The organism is Frondihabitans sp. Leaf304, from assembly GCF_001423105.1.
In the GTDB taxonomy this organism is placed as follows: Bacteria; Actinomycetota; Actinomycetes; order Actinomycetales; family Microbacteriaceae; genus Frondihabitans.
Genome location: NZ_LMNV01000002.1, coordinates 342,203 through 366,264 on the forward strand (window position 1 = coordinate 342,203; position 24,062 = coordinate 366,264).

Genomic DNA, 24,062 nt, shown 5'->3' on the forward strand with positions numbered 1-24,062 from the left:
GCCCCGTCGCGAGGTTCCCCCGGCCTACTGGTACTCGGGGTGGGCCCGCAGCCACGACTGGAACTGCGTCACGGCCTTCTGGTGCTCGGCATAGGTGGTCGAGAAGACGGTCTCGCCGCTGTCGAGGTCGACGGTCACGAAGTAGACCCACGTGCCGGTCGCCGGCTTGACGGCGGCCTCGATGGCGATCTCACCGGGGTTCGAGATCGGCCCGACGGGCAGGCCCTTGTGTACGTAGGTGTTGTATTTGTTGCTCGCGTCCGCACGCTCGGCGTCGGTCGTCGTGACCCGGTCGGTCGTGCCCGCGCCGTACGCCACGGTCGCGTCGGACTGCAGCAGCATTCCGTCGTCGATCCGGTTCTGGAACACCCGCGCGACCTTCGGGTAGTCGGCCGCGAGACCGGCCTCCTTCTGAATGAGCGACGCGAAGATGACCGTGCGCTCCCACTTCGATTCGGGCACCCCCGCGGCGGTGAGGCGCTTCTTCATCTCGTCGACCATGTCTTGCAGGTAGGCGTGAGCGGTCTTGTTCGGTTCGAGCTCGTACGTCGCGGGGAACAGGTAGCCCTCGAGACTCGTCGCATTCGACGGCAGATCGAACGACTTGTAGTCGGCCGCGGCCTTCTTCACCTTGGCAATCGGGATCTTCGTCGCGCTGGCCGTCAGACTGATGATGCCCTTGAGGGTCGTGCCCTCGGGGATCACGATCTTGGTGGTGATCCGGGCCGACGTCGACTGGAGACGGTCGATGGCCGACTGCGCGCTCATGTGCTCGAACATCGAGTAGGTACCGGGCTGGAACGAGATCTCTTTGTTCGCCAGCAGCAGGCTGTAGGTCGCGGCCGACGTCTTGGTCACACCGGCCTTCGCGAGCTTCGACGCGATGGTCTCGCCGATATCACCCGAGACGATCGTGAACTCGACCTTGGTGCCGTTGCCTGACCCGGCGTAGTCGTCGTCGGGCTCGCCGCCGAACAGCGACTGGATGCCGGGGGCGTACTGCTTGTAAAGGGTCGAGATGACGGCTCCACCTCCGCCGACGACGATAAGGAGAACGGCGATCAGGATCCAGGTGCCCGGCTTTCGCCAGCGAGATCGTCGACGCTCGACCGGCGCCGTCGGTGGGGGTGCCGCAGCCTCCGCTGACGCCTGCGGTGCTCGCTTCGGGCGCTCGGTCTTGCGGGGAGCCGCGCGTCCGCGTCGACGCTCCTCTTCTTCGCGCCGAGCTCGGAGGTCGCGCCGCGACGGGCCGGGATCGGCCACCGTGGGCGTCACAGGAGGGGTCTGTCCGCTCTGCGAAACCTGTCCGCTCTGCGCCGCGCCGCCCTGCAGGGGCTGGCCGCCCTGCTCCGGCTCGTCGGCCGTCTCTCCCGATCGCTGCGACGTCGTCGTCGTGCGCTTTTCGGAGGGGGTGCCGGCAAAGATGTCGTCCCAGGAGGGTTCGTCTGCCACGTTCTACCGTTTCTCGTCGGGATTCGTCGTCACGGGAACAAGGGAGCCCGGTGGACGTCCGCTCGATCGTTCCAGGTCGATGGCGTGCTGGACGATTATAACGGCGGCCACCTGATCGATCACGGACCGCTGCTTTTTCGACGACCGACCGGAGGCGCGGAGGGCCGACGATGCGGTCACCGTCGAGAGCCGCTCGTCGACGAGACGGACTGGCCGAGGATCCGCGCCCCGCGCCAGACGCTCCGCGAACTCGCGCGCGTCCGACGTCGACGGGGTGTCGCCGCCCGACAGCGACAAGGGCAGGCCCACCACGATCTCGATCGCGTCGAGCTCGGTGGCGTGCGCCAGAATTGTCTTCACGTCGTCGCCGGCAGCACCGGTGTCTTTCGGGCTGCCCGAGCGCGTGACCGTCTCGATCGGCGTGGCGATCAGACCGTCGGGATCGGTGCGCGCGACGCCGATGCGGGCTTTGCCCACATCGACGCCGATCCGCGCCCCGCGGCGGAACCCCGTATCGATGATCAGGACCTGAGCGCTTCGACGATGGCGGTGAGTGCGGCCGGGATCGCCGACACATCGGAGCCTCCGCCCTGAGCGAGGTCGTCTTTACCGCCTCCGCCACCACCGAGGATGCCGGCGGCGGTGCGGGCCAGGAGGCCGGCCTTGGCGCCGGCGTCGCGCGCCGGGGCGTTGGTCGCCACGATGACCGCTGGCTTGCCCGACACGTCGGCCGCGAGTGCCACGACGGCGGGAACCGAGGATCCGAGACGCTCGCGAACGTTCGTCGCCAGACTCCGCAGTTCGTCGGCCGACTTCACCTGACCGACGTGTTCTGAGACGACGCGCAATTCGCCCACGGCCGAAGCCTTCTCGACGAGTGCGGGAACGCGCGTCTGCAGGGCCGCCGCTTCGAACTCGGCGATCCGTTTCTCGGCCGCCTTCAACTGACCGGCGAGGTCGGCGATGCGATCGGGAAGCTGCTCGCGCGGCGTCTTGAGCGAGGAGGTCAGCTGGTTGACGAGCGAACGCTCGGTGGCGAAGTCGCGGAAGGCGTCGACGCCGACGAGCGACTCGACGCGGCGGTTGGTCGATCCGATCGATGACTCACCGACGAGGTTGATCAGACCGATTTGCGACGAGTGCGATACGTGGGTGCCGGCGCAGAGCTCGCGCGACCAGGGGCCGCCGATGTCGACCATGCGCACCTCCTCGCCGTACTTCTCGCCGAACAGGGCCATGGCTCCGGCCGCGCGCGCTTCGTCGAGCGGGAGGATGCGAGTCGTGACCTCGAGGTCGTCGCGGATCTTGGAGTTGGCGATGTCTTCGATCTCGCTGCGGGTGCCCGCCGACAGGGGGTTCGACCAGTTGAAGTCGAGGCGCATGTAGCCCGACTTGTTGTACGAGCCGGCCTGGTGCGCCTCGGGGCCGAGCACCTGCCGCAGGGCGGCGTGGATGAGGTGCGTCGCCGAGTGCGCCTGCGTTGCTCCGCGACGGTACGTGGGGTCGACCACGCTGGTGGCGGCGTCGCCGACACCGACCTCACCGGATCGCACCTGCACGCGGTGGCTGATGAGGCCCTTGACGGGCTTCTGCACGTCGAGCACCTCGAGGTCGAACCCGTTGCCGACGATGCTGCCCGCATCGGCCTCCTGGCCACCCGACTCGGCGTAGAGCGAGGTCTCGGCGAGGATGACCTCGGCGATGTCGCCGGCCACGGCTCGATCGACCGACTCGCCCCCGACGATCAGGCCCAGGATGCGCGACTCGGTGTTGAGGAAGTCGTAGCCGGTGAAGACCGTCTCGCCCTGGGCTCGAAAGGCCGAGTAGACGCTGAGGTCGGCGAGGGCCGTCTTGCGCGACTTCGCGTCGGCCTTGGCGCGGGAGCGCTGCTCCTGCATCAGGGTGTCGAACGCGGTGCGGTCGACGGTGAGGCCGGCCTCTTCGGCGATTTCGAGGGTGAGGTCGATCGGGAACCCGAACGTGTCGTGGAGAAGGAAGGCGGTGTCGCCCTTGAGCTCCTTCTTGCTGGCGGCGACGGTCTGGTCGACCGCCTCGTCGAGAATCGCGGTGCCGGAGGCCAGGGTGCGGAGGAAGGTCTCCTCCTCGGCGAAGGCGAGGCGCGAGATGCGGCTGTAGTCGGTCTCGACCTCGGGGTAGGCGGCCTTCATCGCGTCGCGCGAGGCGGCGAAGAGTTCGGGGAAGGTCGCGCCTTCGACACCGAGCAGGCGCATCGAGCGCACGCTCCGTCGGAGGAGGCGGCGCAGGATGTAGCCGCGGCCCTCGTTCGACGGGGTCACGCCATCGCTCATGAGCATCAGCGCGGAGCGGACGTGGTCGGCGATGACGCGCATGCGCACGTCGTCGTCGTGGTCGGCGCCGTAGGCCCGACCGGAGAGCTCGGCGGCACGGTCGAGCACGGGGCGCACCTGGTCGATCTCGTACATGTTGTCGACCCCCTGCTTGAGGAAGGCGACTCGTTCGAGACCCATGCCGGTGTCGATGTTTTTGTTGGGCAGCTCTCGCACGATGTCGAAGTCGACCTTCGAGCGCACGTTGTCGATCTGGTACTGCATGAACACGAGGTTCCAGATCTCGACGTAGCGGTCGTCGTCGGTGGCGGGGCCGCCGTCGATGCCGTAAGCGGGGCCGCGGTCGAAGAAGATCTCGGAGCAGGGGCCGGCAGGGCCCGGCTGGCCGGTGTGCCAGTAGTTGGTGTCTTTGTCGAGACGCTGGATCTTCTCGTCGGGGAGGCCCGCGATCGACTTCCAGAGGGCGATGGCCTCGTCGTCGTCTTTGTAGACGGTGACCCACAGGTCTTTCTGGTCGAACCCGAGCCCGCCATCGGCCTCCGGGGTCGTCAGCAGCTCCCACGCGTAGGTGATCGCCTGCTCTTTGAAGTAGTCGCCGAACGAGAAGTTGCCGTTCATCTGGAAGAAGGTGCCGTGGCGCGGCGTCTTGCCGACCTCTTCGATGTCGTTGGTGCGGATGACCTTCTGCACGCTCGTCGCCCGCGGGTACGGCGCCGGCACCAGCCCGGAGAGATACGGGATGAAGGGCACCATGCCGGCCACGACGAAGAGCAGGCTGGGGTCGTCGCTTACGAGCGAGGCGGACGGCACGACGGTGTGCCCACGGTCGCCGAAGTACTTCAGCCAGCGGTTGCGGATTTCAGCGGTCTGCATGGTGGTCTCTCAGATCTGGTGTGTCGGAGTCGCTGGTGCGTCGGATACGAGGCGCGACGGATCAGTCGCGATCGCGCAGTTCGGCCTCGCGGCTGCGATAGCCATCGGCCACGGCCGTGGAGAAACGCGACAGGCGGCTGTCGAGACCCGTGAAGAACTCCCGACCGGCCGGTGTCTGGTTGACCTTGTGAGCCACGACGAAGCCCAGGGCGGTGCCGACGAGCAGGAAGAACAGGGATTTCACGGTTGGAGCTCCTTCGAATGGACTGCCGTCAATCCTACCGAGATGCAGAAAGGGAGCAGACCGCGCGAGGCGGGCTGCTCCCTGTCTGTGGAGAGGCTCTCCCTGTGGAGGAGGAGAAGCCGGGTGAAGAAAGGGTCTAGCGGGCGGCGTAGTACTCGACGACCAGCTGGACTTCACAGGTCACGGGGACCTCGACGCGCTTCGGGCGACGAACGAGCTTCGCCTGCAGCTTGTCGATCTCGACCTCGAGGTACGCGGGAAGCTTGGGGAGGACGTCCACGTGACCACCGGCGGCGGCGACCTGGAAAGGCTCCATCGACTCCGACTTCGGCTTGACGTGCATCATCTGGCCCGGCTTGACGCGGAACGAGGGACGGTCGACGAGCTTGCCGTCGACGAGGATGTGACGGTGAACGATCATCTGGCGAGCCTGAGCCGTGGTGCGGGCGAAGCCGGCACGCAGGATCAGCGCGTCGAGACGCGTCTCGAGGAGCTCGACGAGGTTCTCACCGGTCAGGCCCTTGGCCTTGCGGGCCTCTTCGAAGACGATCTTGAGCTGAGCTTCGCGGATGCCGTACTGGGCACGCAGACGCTGCTTCTCGCGGAGACGGACGGCGTAGTCGCTGTCGGTCTTGCGCTTGGTGCGGCCGTGCTCACCGGGAGCGTAAGGACGCTTCTCGAGGTAGCGGGCGGCCTTCGGGGTCAGCGCGATGCCGAGGGCACGCGACAGACGGGTCTTGCTGCGGGTACGTGACTTAGTGGACACGGTTCCCTTCCTTGTCGAAAATGGAAATGAAATGAGCGTCAAGCGCGCGAGCGCCGGCGTTCGTAACAAGAGGGGTGATCGCCGCGGTGGTCGACCGGCTACAGGTCGTCTCACCTTGATCAGGACGTCTTCCGCAGCCGCGCTTCGACGCCCTGAATACAGGCAACCGTTCAAGCTTACATGGAGAGAGGGACGAGTGGGAGCATTAGTGCCCCCGCGTGATTCTCCGCAGCTTCTCGAGCCTGGCCGTCACGTCTCGCTCGTTGCCGTTGCTCGTGGGGTCGTAGTAGCTGCGCCCCACCAGCTCGTCGGGGAGGTACTGCTGCTCGACGACGCCGAACTCGGAGTCGTGGGCGTACTTGTAGCCCTTGCCGTGGCCGAGCCGTTTGGCGCCCGGGTAGTGCGCGTCGCGCAGGTGCTTCGGCACGCGGCCGGCTTTGCCGGCTCGCACGTCGGCGATGGCCTGATCGATGCCGAGGTAGGAGCGGTTGGATTTGGGAGCGGTCGCGAGGTAGACCACGGCCTCAGCCAACGGGATGCGGCCCTCGGGCATGCCGATCATCTGCACCGCATCGGCCGCGGCCATCGCGATGAGGAGGGCCTGCGGGTCGGCCATCCCGATGTCTTCCGAGGCCGAGACGATGATGCGCCGGGCGATGAACCGAGGATCCTCCCCGGCCTCGATCATCCTGGCCAGATAGTGGAGTGCGGCGTCGACGTCGCTCCCCCGCACCGACTTGATGAAGGCCGAGATGACGTCGTAGTGCTCGTCGCCGTTGCGGTCGTATCGGAGCAGGGCCCGATCAACAGACTGCGCGACGAGCTCGGAGGTGATGAGCGGGGCCGAGCCGGACTGCGGGTCGGTGTCGTCGCGGGGCCGGGCTGGATCCTTGTCGTCGTCTCCGTCGTCGGCCTCCTCGGCCTCCTCGTCGTCGTCTTCGTCGAGGTCGTCGACCGAGCCCGAAGCGGCCTCGACGTCGGCCATGGCCCAGGCGGACTGCGCCGACGCCTCGAGGGCCGTCAGCGCACGGCGGGCATCGCCCGAGGCGAGACGCACGATCATCGCGAGGGCGTCGTCGTCGAGAGTGACGCTGTCGTCGAGGCCCCTGGGGTCGCGGACGGCGCGTCGCACCAGCTCGGCGAGGTCGTCGTCGCTCAGCTGCTCGAGGGTGAGGAGAAGCGACCGGGAGAGGAGCGGTGTGATGACGGAGAACGAGGGATTCTCGGTCGTCGCGGCGATGAGGATGATCCAGCCGTTCTCGACCCCGGGAAGCAGAGCGTCTTGCTGCGCCTTGGTGAAGCGGTGGATCTCGTCGAGGAACAGGACGGTCGTCGTGCCGTAGAGATCGCGGTTGGTGAGCGCCTTCTCCATCACCTGGCGGACGTCTTTGACACCCGCGGTGACGGCCGAGAGCTCGACGAACTGTCGGCCCGAGCTGTGGGCGACCGCCTGCGCGAGAGTCGTCTTACCCGTGCCGGGCGGACCCCACAGGATGACCGAGACGGCACCCGACTCGCCGGAGGTGTCGGACGCCAGCTGCACCAGCGGCGAACCCGGTCGCAGCAGGTGCTTCTGGCCGGCGACCTCGTCGAGGCTGGTGGGGCGCATGCGGACGGCCAGAGGGGTGGAACTCTGCCGCACGCGCGAAAGCGGGCTCATGAGAACTCATGCTAGACCGGACCCCCGACACCGCCTGCCGTGGTCGGAGCCGCTCCTCCGTTACAGTTCAGGCTGAACCTGCTTCACGCTCCTCCGGGGGCGCCAGCTCATTCTGGAGGATCCGTGGCACCGAGCAAGAACGACCGTGAAGCCCGTGAGCGGCTGAGGCGCTACACCGCCCGTCAGCAGGTCTACGGGGTGCAGACCAAGCGTCGGTTCCGTGACAACGTTGCGGCGATCATCGCCGTCGTGCTCGTGGGCGCTCTCGGAACGGGCGCGCAGATCGTCTACTCCCGGGGTGGGTTCTCCCCCGCATCGACGGCAGCTTCGTCGCCGTCCGCTTCGGCGTCTGCCGCCTCCGCCGTGCCGTCGAAGAGCATCGCCGAAGACCGCACCTGGACGGGCTCGCTGAAGCTCAACTCGAACGTGACGCTGGGCATCGAACTCGACGGCGCGAAGGCGCCTCAGGCGACCAGCGTGCTCGTGACCCTGATCAAGAAGAACTTCTACGAGGGCACGCACTGCTGGCGGATGAGCAACGGCAGCGGCGCCAAGTTCCTCCAGTGCGGTGCGACCAAGGCCGATGGCACGGGCGACGACGGCTACCAGTTCGGCCCTCTCGAGAACGTGCCCGCCGACTCCGTGTATAAGACCGGCGTCATCGCCATGGCGCGGGCCTCGACGGCCGACTCCCAGGCCACGCAGTTCTTCATCGTCTACGGCCCCACGACCCTCAACGGGACGACCGGCGGGTACACGGTGGTCGGCAAAGTGACCTCCGGCCTGTCGTCGATGGAGAAGAACATCACCGATAAGGGCCTGACCCCCGCAGATTCGGCGAATAGCCCGACGGACGGCGCGCCCAAGGTCGCGACGACGATCACCGCCGCCACCATCAAGTAGCTTCATTCCAAGGCTCCGCCCAGGCTTCGCGTCTGTGCAATAGGCTGAACATCCATCGCGAGAGGCTGATGGACCTCACCGACGAGACACGCAGCAAGGTGGAATTGTGGCTACGAACGATCAGGCGCCCTGGGGCCGAGTCGATGACGACGGGACGGTCTACGTCCGACAGGCCGATGGCGAACGCGCCGTCGGCCAGTACCCCGACGCGACCCCCGAAGAGGCACTCGCCTACTACGAACGCAAGTTCACCGAGCTCGCCGGTCAGGTGACGCTCCTCGAGCAGCGCGTCAAGCGGGGTGCCAGCGCCTCCGACGTCTCGAAAGCGGTCGGCCACCTCAAAGAGGCCTTGGCCGAGCCCAGTGCAGTCGGCGACATCGATGCCCTGCGCACTCGAGTCGCCGCTCTCGACACGACGGTCGTCGAACTGACCCAGCAGCAGAGCGCTGAAGCGCAGGCCGCTCAGGCGGAGGCCGTCGCGTACCGCACGGCTCTCGTCGTCGAAGCCGAGGCATTGGCGGCTCAGGATCCCGCGCGGGTCCAGTGGAAACAGGTCACCGCCTCCGTCGACGACATCTTCTCGCGCTGGCAGAAGCACCAGCAAGACGGCCCGCGCATTCCCAAGGGCGAGGGCAACGACCTGTGGAAGCGCTTCCGCGCGGCCCGCTCGACGATCGACACGCACCGTAAAGCCTTCTACGCCGAGCTCGACTCGGTGCACCGTGACGCCCGAAGCCGCAAGCAGGCTCTGGTGGAGCGAGCCGAAGAACTGGCGCCGAAGGGTGCCGACGGCATTCCCACCTACCGCCAGCTGCTCGACGACTGGAAGCGCGCCGGCCGCGCTGGCAAGAAGTACGACGACGCTCTCTGGGCCCGATTCAAAGCTGCGGGCGACGTGCTCTACGGGGCGAAGACCGCCCTCGTCGCGCAAGACGAAGAAGAGTACAGCGCCAACCTCGAGGCGAAGAACGCCCTGCTCGACGAGGGCCAGGCGATCCTCGCGCTCACCGACCGGGTTGCGGCTCGCGACGCCCTGATCTCTCTGCAGCAGCGCTTCGACGACATCGGTCGGGTTCCGCGCGAGCAGGTCCGTCCCGTCGAAGACCGCCTCCGCAAGATCGAGACGCACGTTCGCACCCTCGACGAAGAGTTCTGGCAGAAGAACAATCCGGAGCGCAAGGCTCGCTCCGAGGGTCTCGCTGGCCAGCTGCAGAGTGCCATCGCGAAGCTCGAGACCGAGCTCGAGGCGGCACAGGCCTCAGGCGACAAGCGTGCTATCAAAGACGCTCAGGAGGCGCTCGACGCCCGTCGCGTCTGGTTGGACGCGCTCGGCTAGACCTCGCCATCGTCTCGGGCCCTGCTAATCGGCTCAGACCCTCGTTGTCGGCTCAGACCCTCGTTGTCGGCTCAGACCCGTGTCCTAGGACGCGGGTCTGTGCCGGCTAGGCGTGTCTGTGCCGTCTTCAGGGGGCTATGCCGCCTTGAAGGGTCGGTGCCGCTCGGGCCGTCGTGCGCGACTCGGCGGGCGCGTGGGTCGGGCCTCCACCGCGCCGGGACGGCCAGCGGCTCTCCACAGATCGGGGCTGCCGCGGATCCTCGTCGTCTCGTTCGCCGAGGCTGGAGCCATGACCACCTCGCTTCCGTCCGTTCTCACCACCGCAGAGCTCCCCTCCGTCGAGTTACAGGCCGCCGCCCTCGACGGAGACGTGTTTCCCCTCGATCGGGCGTTCTGCTCGATTGCCGAATTCGATGTTCCGTGGCGGCGGGCGCTGGCGCTCGCACCGCGAGTGACTCCCGCGGCGGTGGCCGTGCGCCTGACTGCGGCCTGGGTCTGGGGCGCGATTGCCGAAGCGCCGTGGGAGGTGGAGGTCTTGACGCACGGGCATAGGGTGCGCGACTTCGCTGACGAGATCGTCGACTTCGGGCCGATCCGGGTGACCACGCCGGCTCGCACGCTCGTCGACCTCGCGCGCGCCGACGTGTGGGACGCCCGGGTGGCGCTTGCGGCCCGTCGGCTCGCTGAAGAGCACCACCTGACCGCAAACGACATCCGCGCCGTGCTCTCGCGATCGACGCATCTGCCGTACCGGCGGCGAGCGGAGGATCGGCTCGGCTCGGCGGGCTGGGCCTCACGCCGGGCCGCGACTGTGCCTGACGGCGGGCCGCGGCTGTGCCTGAATTCAGGAACGGTCGGGCGCGGATCCTGAACAAAGAAGTGTCGAGGCCCGAGGCTCCTGACTGACGTGCATCAGAGGCCTGCTACTCCTTCGTCGAGGAGCGCGAGTCCTTAGTTCAGGAGCCCAAGACCCAACGAGCCTAGGAGCCGACGAGCCCCAGGATCCGCGACACCCCGCTCGCTCAACCCCCGCTGACGCGGTAGACGTCGTAGACCGCATCGATGCGTCGAACCGCATTCAGCACCCGGTCGAGGTGGGTGGTGTCGCCCATCTCGAACACGAACCGGCTGAGGGCCAGACGCTCGGACGAGGTCGAGACCGTCGCCGACAGGATGTTCACGTGATGCTCCGAGAGCACCCGCGTGACGTCGGAGAGGAGGCCCGACCGATCGAGCGCCTCGATCTGGATCTGCACGAGGAACACGCTCTTGGAGGAGGGCGCCCACGAGACTTCGATCATTCGCTCGGGCTCGTTCATCAGGCTCTGCACGTTGTGGCAGGAGGCCTGGTGGACGCTGACGCCCTGACCACGGGTGATGAAGCCCACGATCTGGTCCCCGGGCACCGGGGTGCAGCACTTGGCGAGCTTGACGAGAATGTCGGGTGCGCCGCGCACGAGCACGCCCGAGTCGCTGTTGCGCAGGGGTCGCTGACGACCCTTCGACGGGAACTCGAGGTCGAGATCGGTGTCGTCGTCGGTCTGCGTCTGCACGGCGGACAGGATCTTCTCGATCACCGACTGCGTCGAGATGTGCCCTTCGCCGACAGCGGCGTACAGAGCCGTGATGTCGTCGTAGCGCATCGTCGCCGCGACCTCGGCGATCGAGTCTTGGCTCATGAGCTTCTGGAGCGGGAGGTTCTGCTTGCGCATGGCTCGCGCGATGGCGTCTTTGCCCTGCTCGACCGCCTCGTCGCGGCGCTCTTTCGTGAACCACTGCTTGATCTTGTTGCGGGCGCGCGGGCTCTTGACGAAGGCGAGCCAGTCTTGGGAGGGGCCCGAGTCGGGGTTCTTCGAAGTGAAGACCTCGACCACGTCGCCAGACGTGAGGGTCGACTCGAGGGGCACCAGGCGGCCGTTGACCTTGGCCCCCATCGTGCGGTGCCCGACCTCGGTGTGCACGGCGTAGGCGAAGTCGACGGGCGTCGCCCCCGAGGGCAGGCCGATGACCTTGCCCTGCGGCGTGAAGACGTAGACCTCTTTCGCCCCGATCTCGAAGCGGAGGCTGTCAAGGAACTCCCCCGGGTCGGCGGTCTCGGCCTGCCAGTCGGAGATGTGGGCAAGCCACGCCATGTCGGTCTCGGTCTTGGGGTCGCTCAGGTTGTCGCGGCCGCCGTTCATCCGCTGCTTGTACTTCCAGTGCGCGGCCACACCGAACTCGGCACGCTGGTGCATCTCGTGGGTGCGGATTTGGATCTCGACCGGACGGCCCTTGGGCCCGATCACGGTCGTGTGCAGCGACTGGTACAGGTTGAACTTCGGGGTCGCGATGTAGTCCTTGAAGCGACCGGGGATCGGGTTCCAGCGCGCGTGGATCGAGCCGAGTACCGCGTAACAGTCGCGGAGCGAGTTCACCAGCACGCGGATGCCGACGAGGTCGTAGATCTCGTCGAACTCGCGACCGCGCACGATCATCTTCTGGTAGATCGAGTAGTACTGCTTCGGTCGGCCGACGACGTCGCCGCGGATCTTCGACGACTTGAGGTCGCTCTTGACCGCGTTGATGACGTTCTGAACGAACTGCTCGCGCTGCGGGGTCCGCTGCTTGACCAGACTGTCGATCTCGACGTAGAGCTTGGGGTGGAGCACCGCGAAGCTGAGGTCTTCGAGCTCCCACTTGATCGTCTGGATTCCGAGGCGGTGGGCCAACGGAGCGTAGATCTCGAGCGTCTCGGTCGCCTTGCGGCTGGCCGACGAGGATTCGACGAAACCCCAGGTGCGCGCGTTGTGAAGGCGGTCGGCGAGTTTGATGACGAGCACGCGGATGTCCTTCGACATCGCGACGACCATCTTGCGGACGGTCTCGGCCTGAGCGCTGTCGCCGTACTTGAGCTTGTCGAGCTTGGTGACGCCATCGACGAGCATGGTGATCTCGTCACCGAAGTCGCGACGCAGCATGTCGAGCGTGTAATCGGTGTCTTCGACGGTGTCGTGCAGCAGGGCCGCCGCGATCGTCTTCGCACCGATGCCGAGGTCGGCCAGAATCTGAGCGACTGCCACCGGGTGGGTGATGTACGGCTCACCGCTCTTGCGGAACTGACCGGTGTGGGCGCGCTCGGCAACCGTGTAGGCGTGTTCGATGATCGAGAGGTCGGCCTTGGGGTGATGCATGCGGACCGTCTTGATGAGCCGGTCGACGGCACCCGCCGGCTGACTCCGCGAGAAGAGGCGGGGCAGCAGAGTGCGCAGTGAGGCCGTGGAGGCTCCACCACCCTGCGGCGCTGAACCCGGGCGGCCCGGATCGCCGGGCGCGGGAGACTCGGTCGTAGAGATCTCTGTCGTCATCAGCGCCCACTCTCGTCAGTGCATATGTTCAGCAGTGCATCTGTTCAGCTAGCGGACCCGGTCACGAAAGCTCTCGCCCGACTACCGCATCTGTTCAGGATAGTCGGTCGAGGTCATCCGACTGACGGCTCGGCACCGTTCTCGCTCGTCAGTTCGCCCTCGGCGTGCTGCCAGGCCACCATGCCGCCGAGCACGTTGACCGCGTTGTAGCCGTTCTGACGGAGGGCGTTGGTCACCTGGGCGGAACGACCGCCGAGATGGCAGACGACGAGGATCTCGCGGTTGTCGGGGACCTCCGACACGCGGACGCCGATCTCGGACATCGGCAGCAGGTGCGCGCCGGGAGCATGGCCGGCATCCCACTCGTGCTGCTCGCGCACGTCGAGGAGGTAGGCGCCGTTCTCGACAGCGCTGACAGCCTCCGCGGCATCGATCTCAGTGCGCTGGGCGGATCCTTCGGTTGTCATGCGGTGACCTCGGCTTTCGCCTTCTTCTCGTCGGACTTCTTGATCAGCGTCTCGTGACCGCGGATCTGTGCGTAGACCGGCGCCGCGATGAAGATCGTGGAGTAGGTGCCGACCAGGATCCCGATGAACAGCGACAGGGAGATGTCGCGCAGGGTGCCCGCACCGAGCAGAACCGATCCGATGAAGAGGATTGCTGCCACGGGCAGCAGGGCGACGACCGAGGTGTTGATCGAGCGGACGAGCGTCTGGTTGACCGCGAGGTTGACCGATTCGCCGAAGGTGCGAGACGAGCCGTTCTTGTCTTCGGAGTTGTTCTCGCGAATCTTGTCGAAGACGACGACCGTGTCGTAGAGCGAGTAGCCGAGGATCGTCAGGAACCCGATCACCGCCGCCGGCGAGACCTGGAAGCCGAGGATGCCGTAGACGCCCGCCGTGATCACCAGGTCGTGGATGAGCGAGATCATCGCGGCCGCCGCCATCTTCCAGGTGCGGAAGTAGATGGTCATGAAGATCGCGGCCAGGATGAGGAAGATCACGAGCCCGCGGATGGCCTGTGTCGTGATGTCGCCACCCCAGGTGGCGCCGATGAAGCTTGTTGCGACGTTCTTCTCGGGCACGTCGTACGCCTTGGCGAGGTCGAGGCCGAGGGCGTCTGTCTGACGCGTAGTCAACTCGTTCACCTGCACGCGGACGATGTCACCGCCGACGATCGAGACGAGGGGTGTGGCGTCGGATTTAAATGCCGTCACGGTATCGATGGCGGTCTCTTGCTTGGGGTCGGTAACCCCCGAGATCTGGTACTCGGAGCCGCCGGTGAAGTCGATGCTGAACTGGAAGCCGCCACGCGCGAGCGGGATGAGCACGGACGCGAGCACCAGGATGATCGCGATGCCGTACCAGATCTTGCGTCGGCCGACGATATTGACCGAACGAGCCCCCGTGTAGAGGTCGTTACCGAACTGGGAGAAGCTGGCCATCAGGAATCCTTCTCGGACGTGGTGCCGGACTGGTCGTTCGTGGGTGCGGTGCCGTTGGTCGGCCCGGTGCCGCTAGTGGGGCCGGTGCCGTTCGTCGGCGCCGTGCCGTCCGCCTCGGCCCTGCGGCGCTCGGCGATCGTCTGACGCTTCTCTGCCTCTTTGCCGCCGGCGCGCTTGCGACCCGCTGCGAGGGGCTCGCGGAAGTGCGCACGACCGCGGTAGACGGCACCGAGGGCATTGGGATCGAGCCCGCTGAACTTGTGGCCGCCGCCGAAGTAGCGGGTGCCGGCGAGCAGGCGCAGCATCGGGTGGGTGAACAGCACCACAACGATGACGTCGATGAGGGTGGTCAGCAGCAGGGTGAGAGCGAAACCCTTCACGTTGCCGACCGCGAGGATGTAGAGGGTGACGGCGGCAAGGAAGTTGACCGTGTCGGACGCGAGGATCGTGCGGATCGCGCGCTTCCAGCCGTGCTCGACGGCCGACTCGAGAGGCCTGCCGTCTCGAAGCTCGTCTCGGATGCGCTCGAAGTAGACGATGAACGAGTCGGCGGTGATACCGATGGCCACGATGAGGCCCGCCACACCGGCCAGCGACAGGCGGTAGCCGTCGTGCCAGGAGAGGAAGTCGATCGTGAGATAGGTGATAACACCGGAGATGGCGAGCGAGAGGACGGTCACGAAGGCCAGTGCCCGGTATTGGATCACCGAGTAGATGATGACCAGGATGAGGCCGATCAGACCGGCGATCAGGCCGGAGAGGAGCTGGGTCGTGCCGAGCGTTGCCGAGATGACCTCGTTGCTCTGGACCTCGAAGTTGATCGGGAGGGCGCCGAATTTGAGCTGGTCGGCCAGGGTCTTCGCGGAGTCGGAGGTGAAGTTACCGGTGATCTGGGCCGAGCCGTCGGTGATCGCCGAGTTGGTCGACGGGGCGGTGATGACGGATCCGTCGAGCACGATCGCGAACTGGTTGCGCGGTGCGGTCAGCGAGACAAGACGGCTGGTGACGTTCTTGAACTCCGTCGTGCCCTTGCCATTGAAGTCGATGTTGACTGCCCACTGGCCGGTGCTGTTGCCCTGCGAGTTAGTGGCGAGGCCCGACGTCGCGTCGCTGATCGTCGAGCCTTCGACCTCGACGGGGCCGAGGATGAACTTCGAGACCTGACCGCTGTCGTCGGTGGAGCAGGTGACCAGCGGCTCGTCGTCGGGGGCGTTCGTCACGTCGTCGGGAGCGGCGCAGTTGTAGTTCGTGTAGAGGTCGGCGAGACGCTCCGAGATCCAGCTGACGTCAGAGGCGTCGGTCGGCTTCGCGGTCGGGTTCGCATCGAGTGTCTTGCTCGGCGTGTACGGCGTGGCCGACGCTGAGGCCCCGACCGAGCTGGCGGTCGCGGCCTCGGTGTAGAGGACGGGACGGAACGTGAGGCGAGCAGCGGACTCGATGCGGTTCAGCTGCTCTTCGCTCGGCTTGCCGGGTAGCGACACGACGATGTTGTTGCGCCCCTGAGTGTTGATCTCGGCCTCGGTCACACCGTTCGCGTTGATGCGCTGACGAATGATCGACACGGCCTGGTTCAGCTGGTCGGACGAGACCGTGGCACCGCTCTGGAGCTGTGCCTGCAGGGTGATCTGCGTGCCGCCCTGGAGGTCGAGCGCGAGCTCGGGAACGAAGCTGGCGTTGCCCCACCACCCCGTGTCGTCGCCCGTCGTCTTGTGCAAGATCGTCGCCGCCCCGTTGAGGGCTGTGATGGCGGCGATGATCACCAGCAGCCAGGTCAGGGAGCGAAGGGCCTTCTTCGCGGGCGTCGATCGTGCCACGGAGGAACTCTGCTTTCTCATGCGAAGAGGGCGTGCCGAGGCGAGCCCTCATCGGGTGGGGATCCGGCCGAACGGCCGGGATCGAGACGGATCAGGACTTGTCGGTGCCGGTCGACGGCGTTCCGTCGGTGTTCGGGTCGACGCGCTCTCCGAACGAGGGCTCGTTCGAGGTGATTGCGGTGTCTTTGTTGAGGCTGTAGCGGGGCTGGTCGGACGAGGATCCGACGATGCCGGTCTCGGTCGCAGGAACCTCGGCCACCACGGGCTCGACGATGCGGCCGAGGGTCTGGCGGTGCACCTTGATGATGGTGCCGGGCGCAATCTCGACCTCGGCGACGTTCTCGGCGTCGTCGATCGACACGAGCGTGCCGTAGATGCCGAACGTCAGCATGAGCTCAACGCCGGGGACCATCTTGGTCTGGAGTTCGGCCTGCTCGTTCTGGCGCTTGCGACGGTTGCGGAAGATGAAGAAGATCAACACCACCAGGAGGACGAGCATGATCGCGGTAGGTGCATCCATGAAATTTCTTCTTTCGCGTGGTGAGATGAGGTGGTTGTCGTCGCGTGAGTTCAGACACGACCGCTGAGAAGCCTCCGGCGATTATAGGCCATCACCAAAAAGCCCCTCTGACTGCCGGGCGAGGCCGAAGTGCCGCCAGGCCTCAGGGGTGGCGATCCTTCCCCGCGGCGATCGGGTGAGCAGCCCCACTCGGACCAGGAAGGGTTCGACGACGGATTCGATCGTGTCGGCCTCTTCGCCGACCGACACGGCGAGCGTGTTCAACCCGACGGGCCCCCCGTCGAAGCGAGTGAGGATCGTCTCGAGGACGGCCCGGTCGAGCCGGTCGAGGCCGAGGGCGTCGACGTCGTAGAGGTCGAGGGCGCCTCGGACGGTACCGAGGTCGGCACGCTGGCCGTGCACCAGGGCGAAGTCGCGGACGCGACGGAGCAGGCGGTTCGCGATGCGCGGGGTGCCTCGGCTGCGACCCGCGATCTCGCGGAGAGCCACGCCGTCGATGTCGATCTCGAGCAGCGACGCGGCCCGGCGGATGACCTCTTCGAGCTCGGATTCGTCATAGAACTCGAGGTGCGCCGTGAATCCGAAGCGGTCGCGCAGCGGGTTCGGCAGCAGCCCGGAGCGCGTCGTAGCGCCGACGAGTGTGAAGGGCGAGAGTTCGAGCGGGATGCTGGTCGCGCCGGCCCCTTTGCCGACCATGATGTCGATGCGGTAGTCCTCCATGGCGAGGTACAGCATCTCTTCCGCTGCCCTGGTCATTCGATGGATCTCGTCGATGAACAGCACTTCGCCGGGCACGAGCGACGACAGCACGGCTGCCAGGTCGCCGGCGTGCTGGATGGCGGGCCCGCTCGACATGCGCAGCGGGCGGTTGCTCTCGTGGGCGACGATCATCGCCAGCGTCGTCTTGCCCAGACCGGGCGGGCCGGCCAGCAGGATGTGGTCGGGGGTGCGCCCCTGCATGGCCGCCGCGCGGAGCAGCAGCTCGAGCTGGCCGCGCACCTTCGACTGCCCGACGAATTCGGTCAGCGACTTCGGCCGGAGGGCGCCCTCGAAGGCGAGCTCGGCATCGTTCTCGAGATCGGGGCGAGTGAGATCGTCGCTCATGCGGGCGCTCAGCGACCGGCGCCGGAGCGCTGCGGCCCGAGGCGGGTGAGGGCGGCGCGGAGCAGCGCGGGCACGGCGGTCGTCACCGAGGCGTCGGCCGTGTCGACCACGTCGTCGATCGCGGCTTGCGCGTCGCGCTCCGACCAGCCGAGGCCGATGAGGGCGATCAGCACGTCGGAGGCGGTGGTCGATTTTGCCGTGACGGTCGGCGCCTGCATGCGCACGTCGAGCTTGCCGGTGAGCTGCACGACGATGAGCTTCGCCGTCTTGGGACCGATTCCTGAGACTCGACGGAACGCCGCGTCGTCTTCGGTGGCGACGGCGGAGGCGATCTGGGTGGGCGTGAGGTGGCCCAGCACGCCGAGGGCCGACTTCGGGCCGACGCCGGTGACGCCGCGAAGCAGGTCGAAGATCTCGAGCTCGTCGGGAGTCGTGAAGCCGAAGAGCGCGAGGTCGTCTTCGCGCACGATCAGCGTCGTGAAGAGGTGGGTATTCGAGCCGATGGGGAGGGAGAGCGCAAGCTGCGGCGTGACCGAGACCTTGAGCCCCACTCCCCCGACCTCGATCACCACGGTCGAACCGGATGCGGCGGCGACGGAACCGCGGAGGCTGGAGATCATCCCTTCAGCCTAGGAGCGCGCATCGACTTCTCGGCGTCACGCCACGCACGCTGAGCCGGAGTGAGAGCGCCCGGGGTGGGCGTTGTCGCAGAAAGACGGGAAAGCGACGAGGATCCGGCGGGCGTGCTTGCTCCCGGGGCGTTCCGGCGCCACGCATGGCAGATCGCCAGCGCCAGCGCGTCGGCCGCGTCGGCGGGCTTCGGCACCTCGTCGAGGCCGAGCAGCCGGGCCACCATGGCGCCGACCTGCTTCTTGTCGGCCGAGCCGTAGCCGGTCACGGCCGCCTTTACCTCGGACGGTGTGTGCAGGGCTACCGGGATGCCGCGTTCGGCGGCGGCGCGCAGGGCGAGCCCGCTCACCTGCGCGGTGCCCATCACCGTGCGCACGTTGTTCTGCGCGAAGACGCGTTCGATCGCCATCGCGTCGGGGCGGAACTCATCGACGAGCGCCTCGATGCCGCGGCCGATGATCATCAGCCTCTGCTCGAGTGGAGCGTCGGCGGCCGACCGGATCGTGTGGACGGAAACGAGCTTTGGGACGCGATTCGCGGCGACCTCGACGATGCCGACACCGCAGCGGGTGAGGCCGGGGTCGACCCCCAGCACACGAAGGGTCATCGGAGCCCGGTCGTTCGCACGCCCGGGCTCACCACGATCGTCGCCCGCTTATTCGTCGTCGTCGAGCTCGGCCTGCACGTCGGCCGTCACGTCGATGTTGCTGTAGACGTTCTGCACGTCGTCATCGTCGTCGAGGGCGTCGATGAGACGGAACACCTTGCGAGCGGTCTCGGCGTCAGCCTCGACCTTGAGGCCGGGCACGAACTCGATGTCGGCGGCGTCGTAGTCGATGCCCGCCTCCTGGAGAGCGGTGCGCGTGGGAACGAGGTCGCTGGGGTCGGTCTGGATCTCGAAGCCAGCACCCTGGTCGATGACGTCTTCGGCACCGGCGTCGAGTACGGCGCCCATCACGTCGTCTTCGGTCAGATCGCCCGACTTCATCACCGTGATGACGCCCTTGCGGGCGAAGTTGTAGGCCACGCTGCCCGGGTCGGCCATCGTGCCGCCGTTGCGCGACATGACCGTGCGGACGTTGGCGGCCGCGCGGTTCTTGTTGTCGGTGAGGCACTCGATCATGAGCGCGATGCCGTTGGCGGCGTAGCCCTCGTAGATGATCGTCTGGTAGTCGACGGCGTCACCGGTGAGGCCAGCACCGCGCTTGACGGCGCGGTCGATGTTGTCTTTGGGGACGGAGGTCTTCTTGGCCTTCTGGACGGCGTCGACGAGGGTCGGGTTGCCTTCGAAATCGGCCCCGCCCATCTTGGCCGCGACCTCGATGTTCTTGATCAGCTTCGCGAACGACTTCGCGCGGCGACCGTCGACGACGGCCTTCTGGTGCTTGGTTGTTGCCCATTTAGAGTGGCCGGACACGGTGGCTCCTTCGCTTACTTTTGCTGCCGTGTCTTCTCGACACGAAAATCTCGATAAGTGTACCGGCCGCCCTCGTCAGGCGCGGCGAGCACGCACCTTCTCGACGAAGTACTCGTGAAAGCGGTAGTCGTGAGTCATCTCCGGGTGGAACGACGTTCCGAGCAGGTTGCCCTGCTCGACGGCGACGACGCGGCCGTCCGCCAGAGTGCCGAGCGGGGTCGCGAGCGGACCCACCTCGTCGACCACTGGAGCGCGGATGAAGACCGCGTGCACCGACTCTCCGTCGAGCACCGGCACGTCGAGGTCTTCTTCGAACGAGTCGCGCTGCGAGCCGAAAGCGTTGCGGCGCACCGACACGTCGAGGCCCCCGAGGGTCTGCTGCCCGGCCATCCCGTCGAGGATCCGGTCGGCCAGCATGATCAGACCGGCGCACGTCCCGTAGACGGGCAGCCCCGAGGCGATCGCCGCTTTCAACGGCTCGGCAAGCTCGAACGTGCGCGAGAGCTTGTCCATGACGCTGGATTCACCGCCGGGGATGATCAGGCCGTCGATCTCGTCGAGTTCGGCGGCACGCCGGACGGTCACCGCCTTCTCGCCGAGCGACGAGACGACGTGCAGATGCTCGCGGAAGTCACCCTGGAGGGCCAGGACGCCGATCGTGAGCGGGGATCCTTCGTGTGTCACCGTCGTGTGGACGCCCGCGCTACCAGCCGCGCTCGGCGAGGCGGTGCGGTGCGGGGATGTCGGCGACGTTGATGCCGACCATGGCCTCGCCCAGACCGCGAGAGGCCTCGGCCACGACCCTGGCGTCGTCGAAGAACGTGGTCGCCTTGACGATGGCGGCGGCGCGCGCCGCCGGGTCGCCCGACTTGAAGATGCCGGATCCGACGAAGACGCCGTCGGCACCGAGCTGCATCATCAGCGCGGCGTCGGCGGGGGTAGCCACGCCGCCGGCGGTGAAGAGGACGACGGGGAGCTTGCCGGTCGCCGCGACCTCGCGCACGGTCTCGATCGGAGCCTGCAGCTCTTTCGCGGCGACGTAGAGCTCGTCTTCGCGAAGGTGGCGGAGGGCCGCGATCTCTTTCGTGATGGTGCGGATGTGCTTGGTCGCCTCGGAGACGTCGCCGGTGCCGGCCTCGCCCTTGGAGCGGATCATCGCGGCGCCCTCGGTGATGCGACGGAGCGCCTCGCCGAGGTTGGTGGCGCCGCAGACGAAGGGAACGGTGAACTTCCACTTGTCGATGTGGTTGACGTAATCGGCGGGGCTCAGCACCTCGGACTCGTCGATGTAGTCGACGCCGAGCGTCTCGAGGATCTGCGCCTCGACGAAGTGGCCGATGCGGGCCTTCGCCATGACCGGGATGTTCACGGCCTTGATGATCTCGTCGATCATGTCGGGGTCCGACATGCGAGCGACGCCGCCCTGAGCACGGATGTCGGCGGGAACACGCTCGAGAGCCATGACCGCGGTGGCACCGGCGTCTTCGGCGATGCGGGCCTGCTCGACATTGATGACGTCCATGATGACGCCGCCCTTGAGCATGTCGGCCAAGCCGCGCTTGACGAGAGAGGATCCGGTAGTCGAGGTGGGGGTGCTGTCGCTCATAATCGCCTAGCTTACGGGGTTCACGCCGGTGCGTCCGGGCCCATAGGCCAAGCCCGAGAGACCGTGTCGCGCACGTCGCCGAGCAGGTGGGTGACCGCTTTGGTCTCGGCGACGATCGGAAAGAAGTTCGAGTCGCCCGCGTAGCGGGGCACGACGTGCTGGTGCAGGTGCGCGGCGATTCCGGCGCCACCCACGCTGCCCTGGTTCATGCCCAGGTTGAAGCCCTGCGCGTGCGAGACCTCGGTCAGCACCCGCATGGCGATCTGAGTCAGCGAACCGATCTCGGCGACCTCGTCGGGGGTCGCCTCGTCGTAGGTCGCGATGTGCCGGTAGGGGCAGACGAGCAGGTGACCCGGGTTGTACGGGAACAGGTTGAGCAGGACGAACGCGTGCTGGCCGCGCGCGACGATGAGGGCTTTCTCGTCGGACTCCCCTGGGGCCTCGCAGAACGGGCACCCGCCCTTGCCGCCCGGGCCGTTCTCGACGTAGACCGCCCGGTGGGGCGTCCAGAGACGTTGGAAGGCATCGGGCGCCGCCGCGAACGAGCGGGACGACTCGGCGTTCTCGTGCTCGTTCGCGGCGTCGGTCACCGTCAGACCTGCGCCTTCGTCTCAATGGCCTCGACGATCTTGGCGATCGCGTCGGTGACCGGGATGCCGTTCTCCTGCGACCCGTCGCGGTAGCGGAAGCTCACCGAGCCCGCGGCACGATCTTCTTCGCCCGCGATGAGCTGGAAGGGCACCTTGGCCTTCGTGTGCGTGCGGATCTTCTTGGGCATCCGATCGTTGCCGTGGTCGATCTGCACCCGAACGCCCGCGGCCCGGAGCTGGGCGCCGATGCTGTCGAGGTACTCGCCGTACTCGTCGGCCACGGGGATGCCGACGACCTGGACGGGAGCGAGCCACACGGGGAACGCCCCGGCGTAGTGCTCGGTGAGCACGCCGAAGAAGCGCTCGATGGAACCGAACAGGGCTCGGTGGATCATCACGGGTCGCTGGTGCGAGCCGTCGGTGGCCGTGTAGTCGAGATCGAAGCGTTCGGGAAGGTTGAAGTCGAGCTGTACCGTCGACATCTGCCAGGTGCGGCCGATCGCGTCGCGGGCCTGCACCGAGATCTTCGGGCCGTAGAACGCGGCGCCGGCCGGGTCGGGCACGAGCTCGAGCCCCGTCTCGCGGGCGACCTGGGCCAGGGTCTCGGTCGCCTCCTCCCAGGTGGCGTCGTCGCCGACGTACTTCTCAGGATCTTTCGTCGAGAGCTCGAGGTAGAAGTCGTTGAGACCGTAATCCTTGAGCAGCGACAAGACGAACCCGAGCGTGTTCTTCAGCTCGTTCGCCATCTCCTCGCGGGTGGTGAAGATGTGCGCGTCGTCCTGCGTCATGCCGCGGACGCGCGTGAGGCCGTGGATGACTCCCGACTTCTCGTTGCGGTACACGGTGCCGAACTCGAAAAGACGGAGGGGCAGGTCACGGTAAGACCGGCCCTGCGAGCGGTACACGAGGATGTGCATCGGGCAGTTCATCGGCTTGAGGTAGTAGTCGGCGCCCTGGCGGACGATCTCACCCTCCTCGTTGCGTGCCTCGTCGAGGTGCATCGCCGGGAACATGCCGTCTTTGTACCAGTCGAGGTGACCGGAGGTCTCGTACAGGTTCGACTTGGTGATGTGGGGCGTGTAGACGAACTCGTAGCCCTCCTGCTCGTGGCGCTTGCGCGAGTAATCTTCCATCTCGCGGCGGATGATGCCGCCCTTAGGGTGGAAGACGGCGAGGCCGGAACCGAGCTCGTCGGGGAACGAAAAGAGGTCGAGTTCGGCGCCCAGCTTGCGGTGGTCGCGCTTGGCGGCCTCCTCGAGGCGCGCGAGGTGCTCGCGCAGCTCGTCTTTCGTGGCCCAGGCGGTGCCGTAGATGCGCTGCAGCTGCTTGTTCTTCTCGGAGCCGCGCCAGTAGGCGGCCGCGTTCCGCATGAGCTTCCAGCCGTTCTGGATGAGCCTCGTCGACGGCAGGTGCGGGCCACGGCAGAGGTCGCGCCAGACGACGTCGCCGGTCTTCGCGTCGACGTTGTCGTACACGGTGAGCTCGGCGCCGCCGATCTCGACCGCCTCTCCGGCATCGCCTGCGGCCTGGTCGAGGTCGGAACCACTCTTGAGGCCGATCAGTTCGAGCTTGTACGGCTCGTTGGCCATCAGCTCGCGAGCCTCGTCTTCGGTGACCACGCGGCGCACGAAGCGCTGGTTCGCCTTGACGATGCGCTCCATGACCTTCTCGATGGCCTTGAGGTCGTCAGGAGTAAACGGCTCGGCGACGTCGAAGTCGAAGTAGAACCCGTCGGTGACGGGAGGGCCGATGCCGAGCTTCGCCTCCGGGTTGATGGACTGGACGGCCTGCGCCATCACGTGCGCCGTCGAGTGACGCAGGATCTCGAGACCCTGCGGCGAGTTGATCGAGACCGGCTCGGCAACGATGCCGGGCTCGAAGGTCGTGGCCATGTCGAACAGCGCGCCGTCGACGCGGACCGCCACGATGCTGCGGTCGGGGAACAGGTCGAAACCCGTGGCCGTCTCGGTGACCTCTCGCGGTTCGAGGGGATTACTCACGGGTGCGACGGCATCTGACACGGGTGTTCCTTTGCTTTCAGGGGTTTCGA

22 protein-coding genes are annotated in these 24,062 nt (G+C 66.9%); 3 read left to right on the forward strand and 19 right to left on the reverse strand.

Features of this window, described 5'->3' with window-relative positions:
* Positions 1-24 precede the first annotated feature (24 nt).
* The 6 genes from mltG to ASF54_RS01580 form a co-directional block, all read right to left on the reverse strand.
* On the reverse strand, positions 25-1,452 hold the full coding sequence (mltG, locus tag ASF54_RS01555; protein ID WP_055957970.1) for an endolytic transglycosylase MltG: 1,428 nt from the start codon (positions 1,450-1,452) through the stop codon (positions 25-27).
* Positions 1,453-1,455: 3 nt separating this feature from the next.
* Positions 1,456-1,971 carry a Holliday junction resolvase RuvX gene (gene ruvX / locus ASF54_RS01560; RefSeq protein ID WP_055957973.1) on the reverse strand — a complete coding sequence of 172 codons (516 nt, stop codon included), beginning with the start codon at positions 1,969-1,971 and terminating at the stop codon, positions 1,456-1,458.
* A gap of 2 nt (positions 1,972-1,973) precedes the next feature.
* Positions 1,974-4,634, reverse strand: coding sequence for an alanine--tRNA ligase (gene alaS, locus ASF54_RS01565; RefSeq protein ID WP_055957976.1), 2,661 nt, complete (start codon positions 4,632-4,634; stop codon positions 1,974-1,976).
* A 61-nt stretch (positions 4,635-4,695) separates the two neighbouring features.
* Complete coding sequence (locus ASF54_RS01570) at positions 4,696-4,878, reverse strand: hypothetical protein (RefSeq protein WP_055957979.1); 183 nt, start codon at positions 4,876-4,878, stop codon at positions 4,696-4,698.
* A 136-nt stretch (positions 4,879-5,014) separates the two neighbouring features.
* Entirely contained in the window at positions 5,015-5,644 is a 630-nt protein-coding gene (gene rpsD / locus ASF54_RS01575; protein ID WP_055957982.1) for a 30S ribosomal protein S4, read from the reverse strand.
* A gap of 205 nt (positions 5,645-5,849) precedes the next feature.
* Complete coding sequence (locus ASF54_RS01580) at positions 5,850-7,304, reverse strand: replication-associated recombination protein A (protein ID WP_055957985.1); 1,455 nt, start codon at positions 7,302-7,304, stop codon at positions 5,850-5,852.
* Positions 7,305-7,427: 123 nt separating this feature from the next.
* Between ASF54_RS01580 and ASF54_RS01585 the strand changes: the two genes are divergently transcribed.
* The 3 genes from ASF54_RS01585 (at position 7,428) to ASF54_RS01595 (ending at position 10,414) form a co-directional block, all read left to right on the forward strand.
* Positions 7,428-8,207 carry a peptidylprolyl isomerase gene (locus ASF54_RS01585; protein ID WP_055957987.1) on the forward strand — a complete coding sequence of 260 codons (780 nt, stop codon included), beginning with the start codon at positions 7,428-7,430 and terminating at the stop codon, positions 8,205-8,207.
* A gap of 106 nt (positions 8,208-8,313) precedes the next feature.
* Entirely contained in the window at positions 8,314-9,543 is a 1,230-nt protein-coding gene (locus ASF54_RS01590; RefSeq protein ID WP_055957990.1) for a DUF349 domain-containing protein, read from the forward strand.
* Positions 9,544-9,832: 289 nt separating this feature from the next.
* Positions 9,833-10,414 (forward strand): hypothetical protein, encoded by a 582-nt coding sequence (locus ASF54_RS01595; protein ID WP_055957993.1) that lies wholly within the window; start codon positions 9,833-9,835, stop codon positions 10,412-10,414.
* Positions 10,415-10,565: 151 nt separating this feature from the next.
* On the opposite strand, the gene ASF54_RS01600 is transcribed toward ASF54_RS01595, so the two are convergent.
* The 13 genes from ASF54_RS01600 to thrS form a co-directional block, all read right to left on the reverse strand.
* Complete coding sequence (locus tag ASF54_RS01600; RefSeq protein WP_084815866.1) at positions 10,566-12,887, reverse strand: RelA/SpoT family protein; 2,322 nt, start codon at positions 12,885-12,887, stop codon at positions 10,566-10,568.
* Positions 12,888-13,000: 113 nt separating this feature from the next.
* The gene (locus tag ASF54_RS01605) at positions 13,001-13,354 is read right to left on the reverse strand and encodes a rhodanese-like domain-containing protein (protein WP_055957996.1); all 354 of its coding nucleotides are present in this window, start codon (positions 13,352-13,354) and stop codon (positions 13,001-13,003) included.
* Positions 13,351-14,331 carry a protein translocase subunit SecF gene (secF, locus tag ASF54_RS01610; RefSeq protein WP_055957999.1) on the reverse strand — a complete coding sequence of 327 codons (981 nt, stop codon included), beginning with the start codon at positions 14,329-14,331 and terminating at the stop codon, positions 13,351-13,353. The genes ASF54_RS01605 and secF overlap by 4 nt, the downstream gene beginning before the upstream one ends.
* Entirely contained in the window at positions 14,331-16,145 is a 1,815-nt protein-coding gene (gene secD / locus ASF54_RS01615; protein WP_084815867.1) for a protein translocase subunit SecD, read from the reverse strand. The genes secF and secD overlap by 1 nt, the downstream gene beginning before the upstream one ends.
* A gap of 91 nt (positions 16,146-16,236) precedes the next feature.
* Complete coding sequence (locus tag ASF54_RS01620) at positions 16,237-16,665, reverse strand: preprotein translocase subunit YajC (protein WP_055958002.1); 429 nt, start codon at positions 16,663-16,665, stop codon at positions 16,237-16,239.
* A gap of 81 nt (positions 16,666-16,746) precedes the next feature.
* The gene (gene ruvB, locus ASF54_RS01625) at positions 16,747-17,769 is read right to left on the reverse strand and encodes a Holliday junction branch migration DNA helicase RuvB (protein ID WP_055958007.1); all 1,023 of its coding nucleotides are present in this window, start codon (positions 17,767-17,769) and stop codon (positions 16,747-16,749) included.
* Between the two features lie 8 nt (positions 17,770-17,777).
* Entirely contained in the window at positions 17,778-18,389 is a 612-nt protein-coding gene (gene ruvA, locus ASF54_RS01630; RefSeq protein WP_055958010.1) for a Holliday junction branch migration protein RuvA, read from the reverse strand.
* Positions 18,386-19,006: a crossover junction endodeoxyribonuclease RuvC gene (gene ruvC, locus ASF54_RS01635; protein ID WP_055958013.1), complete on the reverse strand. Its 621-nt coding sequence runs from the start codon at positions 19,004-19,006 to the stop codon at positions 18,386-18,388. The genes ruvA and ruvC overlap by 4 nt, the downstream gene beginning before the upstream one ends.
* Positions 19,007-19,054: 48 nt before the next feature.
* On the reverse strand, positions 19,055-19,816 hold the full coding sequence (locus ASF54_RS01640) for a YebC/PmpR family DNA-binding transcriptional regulator (protein ID WP_055958016.1): 762 nt from the start codon (positions 19,814-19,816) through the stop codon (positions 19,055-19,057).
* Positions 19,817-19,891: 75 nt separating this feature from the next.
* Positions 19,892-20,500: a pyridoxal 5'-phosphate synthase glutaminase subunit PdxT gene (gene pdxT / locus ASF54_RS01645; protein ID WP_055958020.1), complete on the reverse strand. Its 609-nt coding sequence runs from the start codon at positions 20,498-20,500 to the stop codon at positions 19,892-19,894.
* A gap of 19 nt (positions 20,501-20,519) precedes the next feature.
* On the reverse strand, positions 20,520-21,422 hold the full coding sequence (gene pdxS / locus ASF54_RS01650; RefSeq protein WP_055958023.1) for a pyridoxal 5'-phosphate synthase lyase subunit PdxS: 903 nt from the start codon (positions 21,420-21,422) through the stop codon (positions 20,520-20,522).
* Positions 21,423-21,442: 20 nt separating this feature from the next.
* Positions 21,443-22,012: an HIT family protein gene (locus ASF54_RS01655; protein ID WP_055958026.1), complete on the reverse strand. Its 570-nt coding sequence runs from the start codon at positions 22,010-22,012 to the stop codon at positions 21,443-21,445.
* Positions 22,013-22,014: 2 nt separating this feature from the next.
* Positions 22,015-24,033, reverse strand: coding sequence for a threonine--tRNA ligase (gene thrS, locus ASF54_RS01660; RefSeq protein WP_235480903.1), 2,019 nt, complete (start codon positions 24,031-24,033; stop codon positions 22,015-22,017).
* Positions 24,034-24,062: the final 29 nt, after the last annotated feature.